Here is a 15,067-nt window from a genome sequence, read left to right on the forward strand (position 1 = left end):
GAACACAGACCGAACAGGATCCGAAGAGGGGGCGGCAGGCCGCCCCCTGTCACCGCTTAGTAACCGCTGGTATTGGCCGGCTTGTCGCCGTGGCCCAGGGTCGCCAGCAGGCTGGCCAGCAGGCTGGAGGCGCCGAAGCGGAAGGTGCGCGGGGAGACCCAGTCCTTGCCCAGTATCTCTTCGGCCATGGCCAGGTACTGACCGGCAACGGCTGCGTCTTTCACGCCACCAGCAGGCTTGAAGCCCACCTTCGGGTTCTTGGCCTTGATCACTTCCATCATGATGCGGGCCGCTTCCGGGGTCGCATTGACCGGCACCTTGCCGGTGGAGGTCTTGATGAAGTCGGCACCGGCATCGATGGAGATCTCGGAGGCACGACGGATCAGCGCTTCTTCTTTCAGCTCACCGGTCTCGATGATCACTTTCAGCAGCGCCTTGTCACCACAGGCTTCCTTACAAGCTTTGACCAGGCTGAAGCCGACCTGTTCATTGCCGGCCATGAAGGCGCGGTAGGGGAACACCACGTCCACTTCATCGGCACCGTAGGCGACGGCGGCGCGGGTCTCGGCCACGGCGATCTCGATGTCGTCGTTGCCGTGAGGGAAGTTGGTCACGGTGGCGATGCGCACGTCGGCGGCGCCGATCTCACGCAGGGTCTTGCGAGCAATAGGGATGAAACGGGGATAGATGCAGACGGCGGCGGTGAGGCCGGCCGGAGACTTGGCCTTGCGGCACAGGTCGATGACCTTCTGATCGGTGTCGTCATCGTTCAGGGTGGTCAGGTCCATCAGGTTCAGGGCGCGTTGGGCGGCCAGTTTCAGATCAGTCATGCTATGTCTCCAAAGTCTCGATAAGTCCCCTCAGCCGCGATCCGCCGCCACCGAACACAGAGGATCGGCAAACGAAGATCCCAGGCGAAAGGGATATGGAATTACAGCGCAAATGCACAGGCAATACGGCTGCAAATAAGGCAAGAGCCCTGTCACTTTCTTACAAAAGTGCGGACTTGGTTCCATGAAGACTTGAGAAAGGCCGACAACCGCAGACCCGACTTCCCAATCAATTCCATTTGACCGCCAACACCCACCTCATGTGGGCATTAGTCAATGCCAGCACCCTGCTGGCATCGCCTATTTCAGCCGAGATACCCCGTGTTTGCAAGCCGGATTTGCCAATTTCAGAGGTACCTCACACCCGGCAAATCCAGCACTGGAAGGTGCTTAAGAGAAGAAGCGGGTCAGGATCCAGGAGTAGGCAATCCCCCCCAGATAGACCCCCACAATCCCCATTACCCCGGACAGTACGGGAGGTGCCGGGATCGGCAACTTGAGGAAAGAAAACAACACGCCAACGATAAAGCCGGCAGCAATCGCCAGTAGCACTTCATTCATAAAACCTCCGATTTGACTCATTTTATTATTAGTCTAGAAAGGAAAACGGTTGTCACCGCCCCAAACGAGAACGCCACAGCTTTTCGCTGTGGCGCTCGTTTCAACTTGTCTGTCAGACAAGCATTACATGGCTGTCAGTGCCAGGAAGAAGCCTGCGATGGTGGCAGACATCAGGTTGGACAGAGAGCCGGCCAGCACGGCCTTCAGGCCGAAGCGCGCTATGGTGCCGCGACGGTTCGGTGCCATGGAACCCAGACCACCCAGCAGGATGGCAACGGAGGACAGGTTGGCGAAGCCACACAGGGCAAAGGAGATGATGGCCTTGGTGTGGTCGGACATGGCCACGCCGTTGATCAGCACTTCATCCTTCAGGTAGGGGGCGAAGTTCAGGTAAGCCACGAACTCGTTCACCACCAGCTTCTGACCGATGAAGGAACCGGCCACCACGGCTTCGCTCCAGGGCACACCGATCAGGAAGGCCAGCGGGGAGAACAGCCAGCCCAGCAGCAGCTCCAGGGAGAGCTCAGGCATGCCGAACCAGCCACCCACGCCGGAGAAGATGCCGTTGATCATGGCGATGAGGCCGATGAAGGCCAGCAGCATGGCACCCACGTTCAGGGCCAGTTGCAGACCGGCGGAGGCACCGGCAGCGGCGGCGTCGATCACGTTGGCCGGCTTGTCGTCCAGCTCGCCATCGGCGGAGTTCTCGTCGTAGCTCGGGGTCTCGGTTTCCGGTACCAGCAGCTTGGCGAACAGCAGACCACCCGGGGCAGCCATGAAGGAGGCGGCGATCAGGTATTCCATCTTGACGCCCATGGAGGCGTAACCGGCCAGCACGGAGCCGGCAACGGAGGCCAGGCCACCACACATGACGGCGAACAGCTCGGAGTCGGTCATCTTGGAGATGAAGGGACGCACCACCAGCGGGGCTTCAGTCTGGCCGACGAAGATGTTGGCAGTGGCAGACAGGGATTCGGTACGGGAGGTACCCAGCACCTTCTGCAGACCACCACCCAGCAGCTTGATGACCCACTGCATGATGCCGAGGTAATAAAGAACCGCGATCAGGGAAGAGAAGAAGATGATGACGGGCAGTACACGGAAGGCGAAGATGAAACCACCGCCACCGAACACTTCGAACATCTTGTTGCTGACCAGACCACCGAACAGGAATTCGATACCGTTCTGACCATAACCGATGACGCTGGAGACGGCATCGGACACGCTCACCAGAATATCCCGACCAACCGGGACATACAGCACGAAGGCACCCAGACCTGCCTGAATGGCGAAGGCACCGCCCACGGTACGAATTTTGATTGCCTTGCGATTGCTGGAGAACAGCACCGCGATAAGGATGAGCGTCGCCATCCCTACCAGACCCATTATCAGATTCATTATTAACACTTCCTCTTTAGTAGCACCTGCCAGCTTGTTAACGTTTTGTGTATTAAAGCCGCTAATCAAGGGTGCGCATTATACTAATTACGGTGCGACAAAATAGAATACTGGTCACATTTTATAAGCCTGAAATGGGCTGAACGTCGTTTAATTAGACCGCAAACGATTTTTATGGGTCCTGTTTTTTATCACACCGGCATCGGGCGTTAATCATCTGTTAAATTCGTGGTCGGCCGCGGGAAAAGCCGTAGAGTGGATTCATGTAACACCGAAATAACATCCGCCAGCGGTTGCTGCCGTAATTGCGCCAACAGCCGGGCTATGGTCGGCAGGCTGGCCGGGGTGTTGATCTCCCCCTGGCGCCCCTGTAGCGGCATGTCGGGGGCGTCGGTTTCCAGCAGCAGGGCCTCCAGCGGCATGACGCGGATCGCCTCCCGGGTCTTGTTGGCCCGCTCATAGCTGATGACCCCTCCTATTCCCAGCCTGAAACCCAGCTGCCAGAACGCCTCGGCCTGATGCAGGGAGCCGCTGAAGGCGTGGATCACGCCCCCCCTCGCCGGTTTGAAGCGCCGCAGGATCTTGGCAACAGTGTCGTTGGCCCGCACCGAGTGGACTATGAGAGGCAGATCATGGGCCATGGCCAACCTCACTTGCGCCTCGAACAGCTCAAGCTGCCCCTCCTGGGGCACCTGGGTGCGCAAGTCCAGCCCGCATTCGCCGATAGCCACCAGCCCCCGGGGCTTGCCCGCCAGCAGGGCCTCCAGCCTTGTCAGCACCCCCTCCGTCTGGGCCCCCACATACCAGGGATGTACCCCCAGACCATAACGAATGTCATGATGACGCTCGGCCAGCGCCATCACACGCCCCCAGTTTTCCTCTCCCACGGCGGGGATGATATACTCCCCCACCCCCAGCTGGCGCCACTGGGCCAGCAATGCCTCCCGATCGGTATCGAAGACCGGAAAATCGAGGTGGCAGTGGGTGTCTATCAGTTCCATGTCGCGCTTACCTGTTCGTCGTACTCAATGGGTTGATTCCATGCCAAAACACCTTTCCCACGGCTTTACCCTGCTAGAACTGGTGCTGGTCATCGTGGTGCTGGCCATACTGGCTGTCACCGCCCTGCCCCGCTTCATCAACATTCAGGACGATGCGCTCAAGAGCAGCGTCTCGGCGACCGCGGGCAGTTTTGCCAGCGCCGTGCAACTCGCCCATGCGGGCTGGGCGGTCAAGGTGAAGGGGGAGCCGCTGGCACTCTATAACTTTAGCGGCATGGGCAAGCAGGATCTCGACATCAACCACTATGGCTGGCCAGTAGGGACCGATGAAAATCGACCTGGTATGGGGATTGACACCATTTTCCCTGGCGGAAAAAGCAATGAAATATCTGTCAACAGCAGAGCAGACTGCGAGCTTCTCTTCACCGGACTACTCGATACAGAACAAACAGTGGCGGATGAAGATAAAATAGGTGCCGAACCAGATTATATTTCGCAACTCATCCCTGCATACGATCAAACAGAGGCTGGAGGCCTAGAACACAGCAACTGCCGCTATACCCTGCGCGACTCCATCGGCCGCTTCCCCGCTTATCCGGACGGGTTGGGATTTGAGTACAACAGCGTTACCGGGGCCGTGACGCGCAATTTTGATTGAGTGGCGAGGCATCGCCCTCCGACGTCGGCTCCTCCTGCTCGTCTTCGTCATAACGCACCGGCGCGCAGCAGCGCCGGTTCTCGGGCACCAGGCCCCACTCCTGACACCAGGCATCGTAGCGAGCCAGCCAACGCAGCAACATCCCCTTCATGGGCCCTCCTCGTCTCTATTATTCTCCCGATACAGCCTGCCCCAATCGCGCGCGCCGGACCAGCCTCACGGGCCCAGCGGCGTCATGGGGCCATGAACGGCAATAGCAGCCCCATGCTGATCTCGTCGACATAGCCCTCGTCCATCCGATACGCCTGCCGCCGCAGCCCCTCATCCCGGAAACCGCACTTGCGATAAAGTGAATGAGCCACCTCGTTATGGGCCATCACCCCCAGCTCCAGTCTGCTGATGCCGCAATCCGGCGCGCTCGCGATCAGGGTACGCAGCAGCCGCTCGCCCCAGCCCTGGCCGCGCGCACTCGACCGCAATCCCATCACCACCAAGGCGCAGTGGCGGTTGCGCGCCAGGCCGCCTCCGATGAGCACGGCAAACCCTTGCACCTCCCCGGCCAGCACCAGCAGCCACATGGCCTGATTGGGGGTCGCCGCCATGGCCTCGAGCCGCTGGCGCTGCCCCTCGATATTTGAGGCGCGCTCCCCCGCCTCATGGAGCATGAAGCGGGTCTCCCGATCCAGCCGCCCAAAGAAGTGATCCAGCGCCGCTGCATCCTCCACATCCGCCAAACGAATCATCACCCTGCTCTCCCTGCCTGGTTGTCATGCCGGTACACGGCCATAAAAAAACGACTCCAACGGGAGTCGTTTTATCAGAGCCATCTGGCTAATGTCATGCCCTCATGGCGCAGCAGCCCGCTCAGTCTTTCGCTGGCAAGCTCAGGCGGGCGACTGCTTCCACGTGCATGGAGTGCGGGAACATGTCCACCGGCTGCACCTCGTCCAGCACGAAGCCCTGCTTGACCAGCCAGGCGAGATCCCGGGCCAGGGTCTGGGGGTTGCAGGAGACATAGACCAGGCGGCGCGGCGCCATGGCGACCAGGGTCTGCAGCACCGCCTTGTCACAACCCTTGCGGGGCGGATCCAGCACCACCACATCGGCGGTCACGCCCTGGGCGTGCAGCTCGGGCATCAGTTGCTCGGCCTTGCCCACGTGGAATTCGGTGTGCTCTATGCCGTTCAGGGCGGCGTTGCGGCGGGCATCGCTGATGGCACTCTCCACCGACTCGATGCCCACCACCTTGGCGGCCTTGCCAGCCAGGAACAGGGAGATGGTGCCTATGCCGCAATAGATGTCGAACACAGTCTCGTTGCCGGTCAGCTCGCTGTATTCCAGCGCCTTGGAGTAGAGCACATCGGTCTGGCTCGGGTTGTTCTGGAAGAAGGAGAGGGGCGAGATCTCGAACGCGAGCTCGTGGATCTTGTCGCGGATCACCCCTTCCCCCAGCAGCACGCGGTTGCTCGTTCCCAGGATGCGGTTGGTGCGCTCGTCATTGATGTTCTGCACCAAGGTGGTAATGGGCAGATCGCTTAAGATAGCCAGCAGTTCGGCCTCGAAGGGCAGCTCACCCAGGGTCACCAGCACCACCATCAGCTCGCCGCTCTTGAAGCCCTTGCGGGTCATCAGGTTGCGCACGCAGCCGGTGTGGGCCACCTCGTCATAGGCGGCGATGTCGTGCGCGCGCATCCAGCCACGCACCCGGGCATTGAGCTCCACATGCAGGGAGTCCTGCACCGCGCAGTCGTCGGCGGTGATGAGATCATGAGAGTGCTTGCGGTAGAAGCCTATTTCGGCCCCCGCCTCGCTGCCACGCACGGCGTACTGCGCCTTGTTGCGGTAGGCGAACGGGCTGTCCATGCCGAGGATGGTGTTGACCTGGGTCTCACCCAGCCCGACCTGCTCCAGCGCGCTCTGCACCAGGGATTGTTTCAGCTTGAGCTGGGCCGGATAGGCCAGCGGGCGCACCTGACAGCCGCCGCATTCTGTGTTGGGGCAGAAGTCGGGAACCCTGTCGGCGGATGGCTGGGTCAGCTCGACCAGCTTGCCGTGCAGGTAGTTCGGCTTGACCTCGGTCAACTCGACCAGCGCCTGCTCACCGGGCAGCAGACCCTCGACAAACAGGGGGCGATCGAACAGGCGACCCTTGCCATCCCCCTTGTCGGTCAGTTCCTGAATATCGATCTGATGTTGGTGTCCCACTAACGGCATGAGCGGCTCCGAAGGCATAGAAGAAAGGGTGGAAGCAGGGCTAACCCGGCTACCCCAAATAAAGGGTGGCAGAGTTTAGCGGAGATCCGGCCAAATTGCAGGCATAAAACACCCCTTGAAGGAAATAACAACGGGTGGAATCTGGGAACTCTGGATGGGGGGCGCCTCATGGGTCGCCATAAAAAAACCGCCGGACAAGGCCGGCGGCAGGTGGTCAACGGTAGCCTGAGGGGATCACAGGCTGTAGGCTTTCTCCCCATGACTGGTGACGTCCAGCCCTTCCCGTTCGGCATCTTCCTTGACCCGCAGGCCAATCAGCAGATCCACCAGCTTGTAGGCCACGGCGGAGACCAGGGCAGTCCATGCCACCGTCACCAGCACACCTATGACCTGGATCTTCACCTGGGTCAGGATGGAGTAGCCCTCGGCCACCTGATTGGTCACATAGTCCCACACCCCGGTGCCACCCAGATCCGGGCTGGCGAACACCCCGGTCAGCACGGCCCCCAGGATGCCGCACACTCCGTGCAGGCCGAACACGTCCAGGCTGTCATCGGCCCCCAGCAGGCGCTTGAGACCATGCACGCCCCACAGACCGGCCACGCCGCTCAGCAGACCTATGATGAGGGCACCACCGACACCGACGAAACCGGCGGCGGGAGTGATGGCCACCAGGCCCGCTACCGCACCGGACACGGCGCCCAGCAGGGAAGGACGACCCTTCATCACCCATTCGGCCAAGGTCCAGGAGAGCGCGGCACCCGCCGGCGCCAGCCAGGTGTTGACGAAGGCCAGGGCGGCCGTACCGTTGGCTTCCAGCGCGGAGCCGGCGTTGAAGCCGAACCAGCCGAACCAGAGCAGGGCGGCCCCTATCATGGTCATGGTCAGGCTGTGGGGGGCCATGGGATCACGACCGTAGCCAACCCGCTTGCCGACCATGAAGGCACCGACCAGACCGGCGACCGCCGCGTTGATGTGCACCACAGTGCCGCCGGCGAAATCGAGGGCGCCGTGCTGGAACAGATAGCCTGCGGTGGCACCGGCCGCCTCGGCGGCCGCGGCATCCGTGTAGGCATCCGGACCGGCCCAGTACCACACCATGTGCGCCATCGGAATGTAGGCGAAGGTGAACCAGATCACGGCGAACAGCAGCACGGCCGAGAACTTCATCCGCTCGGCGAAGGCACCGACGATGAGCCCGCAGGTGATGGCGGCAAAGGCCCCCTGGAACACCACATAGATGAACTCGCTGATCCCCACCCCCTTGCTGAAGGTGGCGGCGATCGACTCAGGTGTCACCCCGACCAGCAGCAGCTTGTCGAAGGAGCCGTAGAAGGCCCCGCCCTCGGTGAAGGTCAGCGAATAGCCGTAGATGACCCAGAGCACAGTGATAAGGCAGAACAGGGTGAACACCTGCATCAGCACGCTCAGCATGTTCTTGGCACGCACCAGGCCACCGTAGAACAGGGCCAGCCCCGGGATGGACATCAGGATCACCAGGGCGGACGCCAGCATCAGCCAGGTGTTGTCCCCCTTGTTGATGGTCACGGTCGCGGCAGCCTGCACCACCTCGGCCTGCGCGGCCACTTCTTCAGCCCAACCTGGGGCAGCCATGGTGGCGCTCAGCGCCAGCAGGCCAGTCATTACGAGTCTCTTGAACATACAGCCCTCTCCTTGTCGTCCCGGCGCCAGGCCGGGTCCATTTCCTGATATGAATGTCAAACTTGGCCACTTGCACGCATCGTCACATCCAGCTTGCCCACCCCCTCGGGCATGACTCGGCGGGCTCTTCATGGCGACCTGGCTTATCTAAAGCATAAAGCAGGCCAAAAAATATAATCCTTTACTTTCAATTGGTTGACTTTGATTGCGCGATTTAATGCACCATATTGGCGCATCCTGCCCACTATCAGTAAGGGGGGCGCACTTCGGCTGTGCAGCGCCGGGCAACTGCACCAAGATGGCACCTGGGCATGCCAAACGGGGAGGATCCCGGGACAATAGGGGCCCGGCTGACCCGTTTTGCCCTCGAGATCATTTATTGAACAAATGAAAGATGCGTTTGCATTAAATAATCAAATGATAACAGAGGGGGGAGCTCACCCATCCGAGAGGAAGGAGGGGATCACAGAGGGGGATGCAGCGCCTGATCTGGCCTGCGCCCGATCTTCCGGGCCATACTGGCGCAACCAGGTTTGCCCTGTCACCCGAACGAGGAACCCATGCCCAATCTCACCGTGACCGAAATAAAGGCATTCGTGCCTGCCCGCGACTTCAGCCTCTCCAGGCAGTTCTATCAGAATCTCGGGTTCACCCTGGCCTCCGACGGCGACGGGGTGGCCTACTTCCATTTCGGGGAGGTGAGCTTCCTGCTGCAGGACTATTACCACGAGGCGCTGGCCGAGCACTTCATGATGCATATCCTGGTGGAGGACCTGACCGCCTGGCGGGCCCAGGTGGAGGCGAGCCAGGTCGCCTCTCACTACGGCGTCAGGGTGACCGAGATCGCCACCCAGCCCTGGCGCATGAAGGAGTTCTGCCTGTACGACCCCTCAGGCGTGCTGTGGCGCATCGCACAAAATATCGACTGAAGGGCCGCGAGCGCAGAAAAACAAAAGGCCATCCGCGAGGATGGCCTTTTGTCATGGAATCTGATGGTGCCCGGGGTCGGACTCGAACCGACACGTCTTGCAACGGCGGATTTTGAATCCGCTGCGTCTACCGATTTCGCCACCCGGGCAACTGCGAGGGATTATACGAATGGCGTTTTGGCATGCAAGGTGTTTTTCTTGCGCGGCCACCGTTTGCTCAATTATTCAACGCCTTGCCGATGTTCGGCCAGTTACATAGAATGCCCGCATCATATTAATGGAATAATCATCATGGCCAAGCGCAAGACCCCCTCCTCTCTCCAGCCTCCCCCCCAGCACCAGCACCCTTCGGCCGGCCTGCTGCGGCGCCTGGGTGCCCTGCTCTATGACTACCTGGTGGTCATCGCCTTGCTGATCATCGCCGGCTTCATCGGCATGGGGGTAGCCTACCTGCTGCTGGCCACCGGGATGGCGACAGTCCCCGAGGGCAAGGATGCGGCCTGGCTGCTGACCAGCCCCCTCTACAGCGCCTGGCTCGCCCTGGTGATCTGCGGCTTCTACACCTGGTTCTGGACCCGTGCCGGCCAGACCATAGGCATGCGTGCCTGGCGCCTGCGCATCCAGAATCTGGACGGCAGCAACATTCGCATCACCCAGGCCCTGATCCGGCTCGCGACCTCGGCCTTCGGCCTCGGCAACCTGATGTGCGTGTTCAATCGCGAGCGGCCCCGCGCCTTCCAGGACATCTGGGCCGAGTGTGAAGTGGTGGTGCTGAGCAAGCAGGAGAACCTGGAGCAGCTGAACAAGTGACCCAGTGAGTACGAGATGAGAAACAAGAAGGGCACCCACTGGGTGCCCTTCTTGTTGGCCAATACAGGCCGCTACTGCTTGCGGCTCAGGATATAGAAGGAGATGCCGCCAAACAGCAGACTGGGGGCTATGGCCGCCAGCATAGGGTTGGCACCGCCGCACTTCTCCTTCTCTCGCTACTGCTTGCGGCTCAGGATATAGAAAGAGATGCCGCCAAACAGCAGACTGGGGGCTATGGCCGCCAGCATAGGGCTGGCACCGCCGCACTTCTCCTTCTCTCACTACTGCTTGCGGCTCAGGATGTAGAAGGAGATGCCGCCAAACAGCAGACTGGGGGCTATGGCCGCAAGGATGGGTGGCACCGCATACACCAGGCTGACGGGGCCGAATACCCGATCGCTCACATAGACGGCGAAGCCAGTCATGATCCCCATCAGCATCCGGGCCCCCATGCTCACCGAGCGCAGCGGGCCGAAGATGAAGGAGGAGGCGAGCAAAATCATGGCCACCACGGAGAGCGGCGACAGCAGCTTGCGCCACATCTCCAGCTTGTAGCGCCCGGCATCCTGCTTGTTGGCATCCAGATAGCCGATGTAGTCCCGCAGTCCCGAGATAGGCAAGTTCTCGGGGTCTATGCTCACCACCCCCAGCTGTTTGGGGGTCAGCTCGGACTGCCACGCCATCTCGGCATGTTTCTCGTCCAGGATCTGCTTGGGATCGTCGAAACGGGTGATGTGCACCTGCTTGAGCAGCCAGTGATGCTGCTCGAACACCCCCTCCTGCGCCTGGACCACGTCGATCAGGTTGCGAGACGGGGTGAAACGATACAGGGTGATGCCGGTCAGGGCGCCGTCGTTGCGCACCCCGTTGATGTTGACGAAGTTGTTGCCATCCCGCGCCCAGACACCGTAGGCCGAGACGGTCAGCCGCCCTTCCGACATGGCGCCCGCCTTGATGTCATCCGCCATCCGCTTGGCGGCCGGGGCCACGTATTCGCCCATCAGGCCGACCAGCAGCATCAGGGGGATGGCCGTCTTGAGCGCCGCCATGACGATGCTGATCTTGGAGCGGCCCGATGCCTGCATCACCACCAGCTCGGAGCTGGTCGCCAGCTGGCCGAGGCCAATGAGGCCCCCCAGCAAGGCCGCCAGGGGGAAGAAGAGCACCGCCTCCTTGGGCATGGAGAGCAGCACGAAGTAGAGGGCGTTGAGCATGTCGTAGTTGCCCTCCCCCACGGCCCTGAGCTGCTCCACATATTTGATGAGCGCCGCCAGCCCGACCAGGGTCAGTTCGCACAGCAGGATCGACATGAAGATGACCCGACCGATGTATCTATCGAGAATGCCGAACATCAGCCGAGACCCCTATCTTGTAGCTTCATGCTGATTTCTCCTGCAATGCGGTGCACCAGATCGGCATCAAAAATGACCCGACTGTCATAACTATCGAGAATGCCGAACATCAGCAGAAACTCCCAGGTTGCAGCATCATGCTGACTTGCCTTTGAAAAAGTGGCCCTTGACCCCGTTCCACCAGCTGGTGCCCTGCAGGTTGAGCGGCACCCCGATCAGCAGCAGATAAATCAGCGGCACCAGGAACATGCCGGGCCAGTGGGGCAGACGCCCGCTGTCGATGGCCGAACGAGCGGCACTGAGCAGCAGGAAATAGGAGAGATAGAGCAGTATGGCCGGCAGCAGCTTGGCATAACGCCCCTGGCGGGGGTTGACCCGGGCCAATGGCACCACCAGGAAGGTGAGCACCAGGATGGAGAAGGGCAGCGACAGGCGCCACTGCAGCTCGGCCATCAGCTGGTTGTCCTGGGTGCCGAGCAACTCCAGGGTCGGCTTGGCCGCCGCCTTGCGGTTGGATCGCTCCATCTCCTGCTGACGGATCACCAGGCTGTATTCGCTGAACTCGGAGACCTGGAACTGCTTGCCGGTGAACTGGCCCTCGTAGCGGGAGCCATCCTTCAGGGTCAGCCACTGCAAGCCGTTGCTGTCGGCCGTCACCTGTCCCTCGTTGGCCACCACCACTGAAGGGGGCGAGCCCCCTTCGGCCCGCTGCAGCACGAAGATCTTCTGCAGCTCGGAACCCTTGTCGTTCAGATCCTGGATGTAGGCCACCAGGCGCCCCTTGTCGAGCTCCATGAAACGACCGGCCTGCAGGAAGGAGATGCCCGGATCGGCCTTGAACTCGTCGATCACCTGATACTCGCGCTCCTTGGCCTGAGGGGCTATCCAGCCGGTGTTGAAGGCCGCCACGGCGGCCGTCAGCAAGGCCAGCAGCAGGGCGCTGCCCATCACGAAGCGGTGGCTGAAGCCCACCGCATGCATCACCGTCATCTCGCTTTCCGCGTACAGACGACCGTGAGCAAACAGAATGGCTAAAAACAGACTGATAGGCAGCATCAACAGGGCCATATTCGGCAGGTTGAGCAGCAGCAGGGTGGAAACCAGGCGCGTCGGCACCTCGCCATCGGCGGCGTCGCCAATGATCTGGATAAATTGCTGGCTGACGAAGATAAGCAGCAGTACGAACAGCACCGCCAGCTGGGTTTTCAGGGTCTCCCTGAACAAATATCGGAAAACGATCACAGTCATTCCCAAGTAAACTTGTGTTTTTAGTCGAATGCCTGAAAAATAGGGCCCTATATTGGATTTTTACCAGTTTGAACTGCGGAGCCTGTGGCTGTTCGCTCCGCCTCTGATACCCCAACAAGCACCGCATTATTCAATAAATGGTGCCTTTTGTCTTTAGGATGTAGGAGATTCCATGGAGTTCAGTGTAAAGAGTGGCAGTCCTGAGAAGCAACGCAGCGCCTGCGTCGTGGTCGGCGTTTTTGAGCCTCGCCGCCTCTCTCCGGTTGCCGAACAGCTGGACAAGATCAGCGACGGCTACCTCAGCTCGCTGCTGCGCCGCGGCGATCTGGAAGGCAAACCAGGCCAGATGCTGTTGCTGCATCAAGTACCGGGCGTGCTCAGCGAGCGCGTACTGCTGGTCGGTTGCGGCAAGGAGCGGGAACTCGACGAACGCCAGTACAAGCAGATCATCAACAAGACCATCACCACCCTCAACGAGACCGGGTCCATGGAAGCCGTCTGCTTCCTGACCGAGCTGCACGTCAAGGGCCGGGATACCTACTGGAAGGTGCGTCAGGCGGTGGAAACCACCAAGGCGGGCCTCTACAGCTTCGATCAGTTCAAGACCAACAAGGCCGAGCCGCGCCGCCCGTTGCGCAAGCTGGTCTTCAACGTGCCGACGCGTCGGGAACTGACCATAGGCGAGCGCGCCATCACCCACGGCCTGGCCGTGGCCAAAGGGGTGCGCATCTGCCGCGACGTGGCGAACATGCCGCCCAACGTCTGCAATCCGGCCTACCTCGCCTCCCAGGCCCGCCGTCTGGCGGATGCCTATGACAACATCACCACCAAGGTGATAGGCGAGCAGGAGATGGCCGAACTCGGCATGAACTCCTACCTGGCGGTGGCCCGCGGCTCCGAGAACGAAGCCATGATGGCCATCATAGAGTACAAGGGCAACGCCGATGCCAAGCCCATAGTGCTGGTGGGCAAGGGGCTGACCTTCGATTCGGGCGGCATCTCCATCAAGCCGGCAGACGGCATGGACGAGATGAAGTACGACATGGGCGGCGCCGCCTCCGTGCTCGGCACCATGCACGCCCTGGCCCAGTTGCAGTTGCCCATCAACGTCATCGGCGTGCTGGCGGGCTGCGAGAACATGCCGGGCGGCAACGCCTATCGCCCGGGTGACATCCTCACCACCATGTCCGGCCAGACCGTCGAGGTGCTCAACACCGACGCCGAGGGCCGCCTGGTGCTGTGTGATGCCCTCACCTATGTGGATCGCTACGATCCCGAAACCGTGATCGACGTAGCGACCCTGACTGGCGCCTGCATCATAGCCCTGGGTCACCACACCTCGGGCCTGCTGGCCAACCACAACCCCCTGGCCCACGAGCTGCTCAACGCCTCCGAGCAGGCCGGCGATCGCGCCTGGCGCCTGCCGCTGTTCGACGAGTATCAGGAGCAGCTGGAGAGCCCGTTCGCCGACATGGCCAACATCGGCGGCCGTCCGGCCGGCACCATCACGGCCGCCGCCTTCCTGTCGCGCTTCACCAAGAAGTACAACTGGGCTCACCTCGACATCGCAGGGACCGCCTGGAAGAGCGGCAAGGATAAAGGCTCCACCGGTCGCCCCGTGCCCCTGCTGACCCAGTTCCTGCTCAATCGAGCTGGCGTGGCAGACGTTGAGGATAAAGAGTAAAACCATCCTTGCCCGACAGTCCGTTGCCCCTGCCGAGCCAGCATTTTCCTGCTCAATCGAGCCGGCGTGGCGGATGTCGAAGACAAGGAGTAACCCCTCTCTTCGGATGCCCGCATCAGGGGAGTGGTACCACAAGGAAGAGGCCTGCCTCTTCCTTGTTTCATTGAGAGAATCCGGGAAGAGCGTGCCTGGCACGGCTCCCCGCAGACGGCCAATCGCTGTCCGTCACAGCCAAACGGGACCAACCTGATGAGCCAAGTGACCTTTTACCTGATGAGTGAGCCGGACGACGCGCAGGCGTCTGCGGTCGAACGGCTCGCCTGCCAGCTTGCGGCCGATAGCTGGAGTGCCGGCCACCTCTATCTGTTTTGCAACGACGAGGCCCAGGCCCTGCGCCTGGACGAGCTGTTGTGGCAACTGCCACCGGATCGTTTCGTGCCGCACCAGTTGCAGGGGGAGAGCGGCCAGGCCCCGGTGGAGATAGGCCATCAGCCGCCGAAACGGCGCTATGCCCGCCTCATCAACCTGGCCGAGCAGACACCTTTGTTTGCAGGACACTTCGCTCAAGTGGTAGATTTTGTCCCCACTGACGAAACGCAAAAGCAGCAAGCCCGCGAGCGCTACAAGCACTATCGCCAGGCGGGCCATACCCTCGAAATGAGGGATCAGCCCGTCCTTGCCGCACCGGATCCGGCGCAGCCCTGACTGCGCCACCCTCGA

General features: G+C 61.1%; 14 protein-coding genes and 1 tRNA gene. 5 read left to right on the forward strand and 10 right to left on the reverse strand.

Annotated features, from left to right (window positions below; all coding sequences use genetic code 11):
- Positions 1–56: 56 nt before the first annotated feature.
- The 4 genes from deoC to Aeroheme_RS18140 form a co-directional block, all read right to left on the reverse strand.
- Positions 57–830: a deoxyribose-phosphate aldolase gene (gene deoC, locus Aeroheme_RS18125; RefSeq protein ID WP_106885033.1), complete on the reverse strand. Its 774-nt coding sequence runs from the start codon at positions 828–830 to the stop codon at positions 57–59.
- Between the two features lie 390 nt (positions 831–1,220).
- Positions 1,221–1,391, reverse strand: coding sequence for a XapX domain-containing protein (locus Aeroheme_RS18130; RefSeq protein WP_005332215.1), 171 nt, complete (start codon positions 1,389–1,391; stop codon positions 1,221–1,223).
- A 123-nt stretch (positions 1,392–1,514) separates the two neighbouring features.
- Complete coding sequence (locus tag Aeroheme_RS18135) at positions 1,515–2,789, reverse strand: NupC/NupG family nucleoside CNT transporter (RefSeq protein ID WP_106885034.1); 1,275 nt, start codon at positions 2,787–2,789, stop codon at positions 1,515–1,517.
- A 209-nt stretch (positions 2,790–2,998) separates the two neighbouring features.
- On the reverse strand, positions 2,999–3,790 hold the full coding sequence (locus tag Aeroheme_RS18140; RefSeq protein ID WP_411166316.1) for a TatD family hydrolase: 792 nt from the start codon (positions 3,788–3,790) through the stop codon (positions 2,999–3,001).
- Positions 3,791–3,830: 40 nt separating this feature from the next.
- On the opposite strand from Aeroheme_RS18140, the gene tppF reads away from it, so the two are divergent.
- Positions 3,831–4,448 carry a type IVa pilus pseudopilin TppF gene (gene tppF / locus Aeroheme_RS18145; RefSeq protein WP_411167260.1) on the forward strand — a complete coding sequence of 206 codons (618 nt, stop codon included), beginning with the start codon at positions 3,831–3,833 and terminating at the stop codon, positions 4,446–4,448.
- A 233-nt stretch (positions 4,449–4,681) separates the two neighbouring features.
- Here the strand turns inward: tppF and Aeroheme_RS18150 are convergent, their stop codons facing one another.
- The 3 genes from Aeroheme_RS18150 to amt form a co-directional block, all read right to left on the reverse strand.
- Positions 4,682–5,191: a GNAT family N-acetyltransferase gene (locus Aeroheme_RS18150; RefSeq protein ID WP_411167261.1), complete on the reverse strand. Its 510-nt coding sequence runs from the start codon at positions 5,189–5,191 to the stop codon at positions 4,682–4,684.
- 121 nt (positions 5,192–5,312) lie between these two features.
- Positions 5,313–6,662: a 23S rRNA (uracil(1939)-C(5))-methyltransferase RlmD gene (rlmD, locus tag Aeroheme_RS18155; RefSeq protein WP_411166317.1), complete on the reverse strand. Its 1,350-nt coding sequence runs from the start codon at positions 6,660–6,662 to the stop codon at positions 5,313–5,315.
- 234 nt (positions 6,663–6,896) lie between these two features.
- Complete coding sequence (gene amt / locus Aeroheme_RS18160) at positions 6,897–8,324, reverse strand: ammonium transporter (RefSeq protein WP_139436913.1); 1,428 nt, start codon at positions 8,322–8,324, stop codon at positions 6,897–6,899.
- A 560-nt stretch (positions 8,325–8,884) separates the two neighbouring features.
- Here amt and Aeroheme_RS18165 point away from each other — a divergent pair.
- Entirely contained in the window at positions 8,885–9,253 is a 369-nt protein-coding gene (locus Aeroheme_RS18165) for a VOC family protein (protein WP_411166318.1), read from the forward strand.
- Positions 9,254–9,317: 64 nt separating this feature from the next.
- Here Aeroheme_RS18165 and Aeroheme_RS18170 read toward each other — a convergent pair.
- A tRNA-Leu gene (locus tag Aeroheme_RS18170) sits at positions 9,318–9,402 on the reverse strand.
- 142 nt (positions 9,403–9,544) lie between these two features.
- Between Aeroheme_RS18170 and Aeroheme_RS18175 the strand changes: the two genes are divergently transcribed.
- Complete coding sequence (locus Aeroheme_RS18175) at positions 9,545–10,063, forward strand: RDD family protein (protein ID WP_162520007.1); 519 nt, start codon at positions 9,545–9,547, stop codon at positions 10,061–10,063.
- A 281-nt stretch (positions 10,064–10,344) separates the two neighbouring features.
- Here Aeroheme_RS18175 and lptG read toward each other — a convergent pair whose 3' ends face one another.
- A complete protein-coding gene (lptG, locus tag Aeroheme_RS18180; protein ID WP_106885041.1) occupies positions 10,345–11,415 on the reverse strand; it encodes an LPS export ABC transporter permease LptG in 1,071 nt (356 codons plus the stop codon).
- 135 nt (positions 11,416–11,550) lie between these two features.
- Positions 11,551–12,663: an LPS export ABC transporter permease LptF gene (gene lptF / locus Aeroheme_RS18185; protein WP_404839920.1), complete on the reverse strand. Its 1,113-nt coding sequence runs from the start codon at positions 12,661–12,663 to the stop codon at positions 11,551–11,553.
- Positions 12,664–12,835: 172 nt separating this feature from the next.
- On the opposite strand from lptF, the gene pepA reads away from it, so the two are divergent.
- A complete protein-coding gene (pepA, locus tag Aeroheme_RS18190; RefSeq protein WP_041206455.1) occupies positions 12,836–14,347 on the forward strand; it encodes a leucyl aminopeptidase in 1,512 nt (503 codons plus the stop codon).
- 249 nt (positions 14,348–14,596) lie between these two features.
- Entirely contained in the window at positions 14,597–15,052 is a 456-nt protein-coding gene (locus Aeroheme_RS18195; protein ID WP_411166319.1) for a DNA polymerase III subunit chi, read from the forward strand.
- Positions 15,053–15,067 lie beyond the last annotated feature (15 nt).

It is taken from the genome of Aeromonas sp. DSM 116730 (assembly GCF_046581335.1).
Lineage (GTDB): Bacteria > Pseudomonadota > Gammaproteobacteria > Enterobacterales > Aeromonadaceae > Aeromonas > Aeromonas rivipollensis.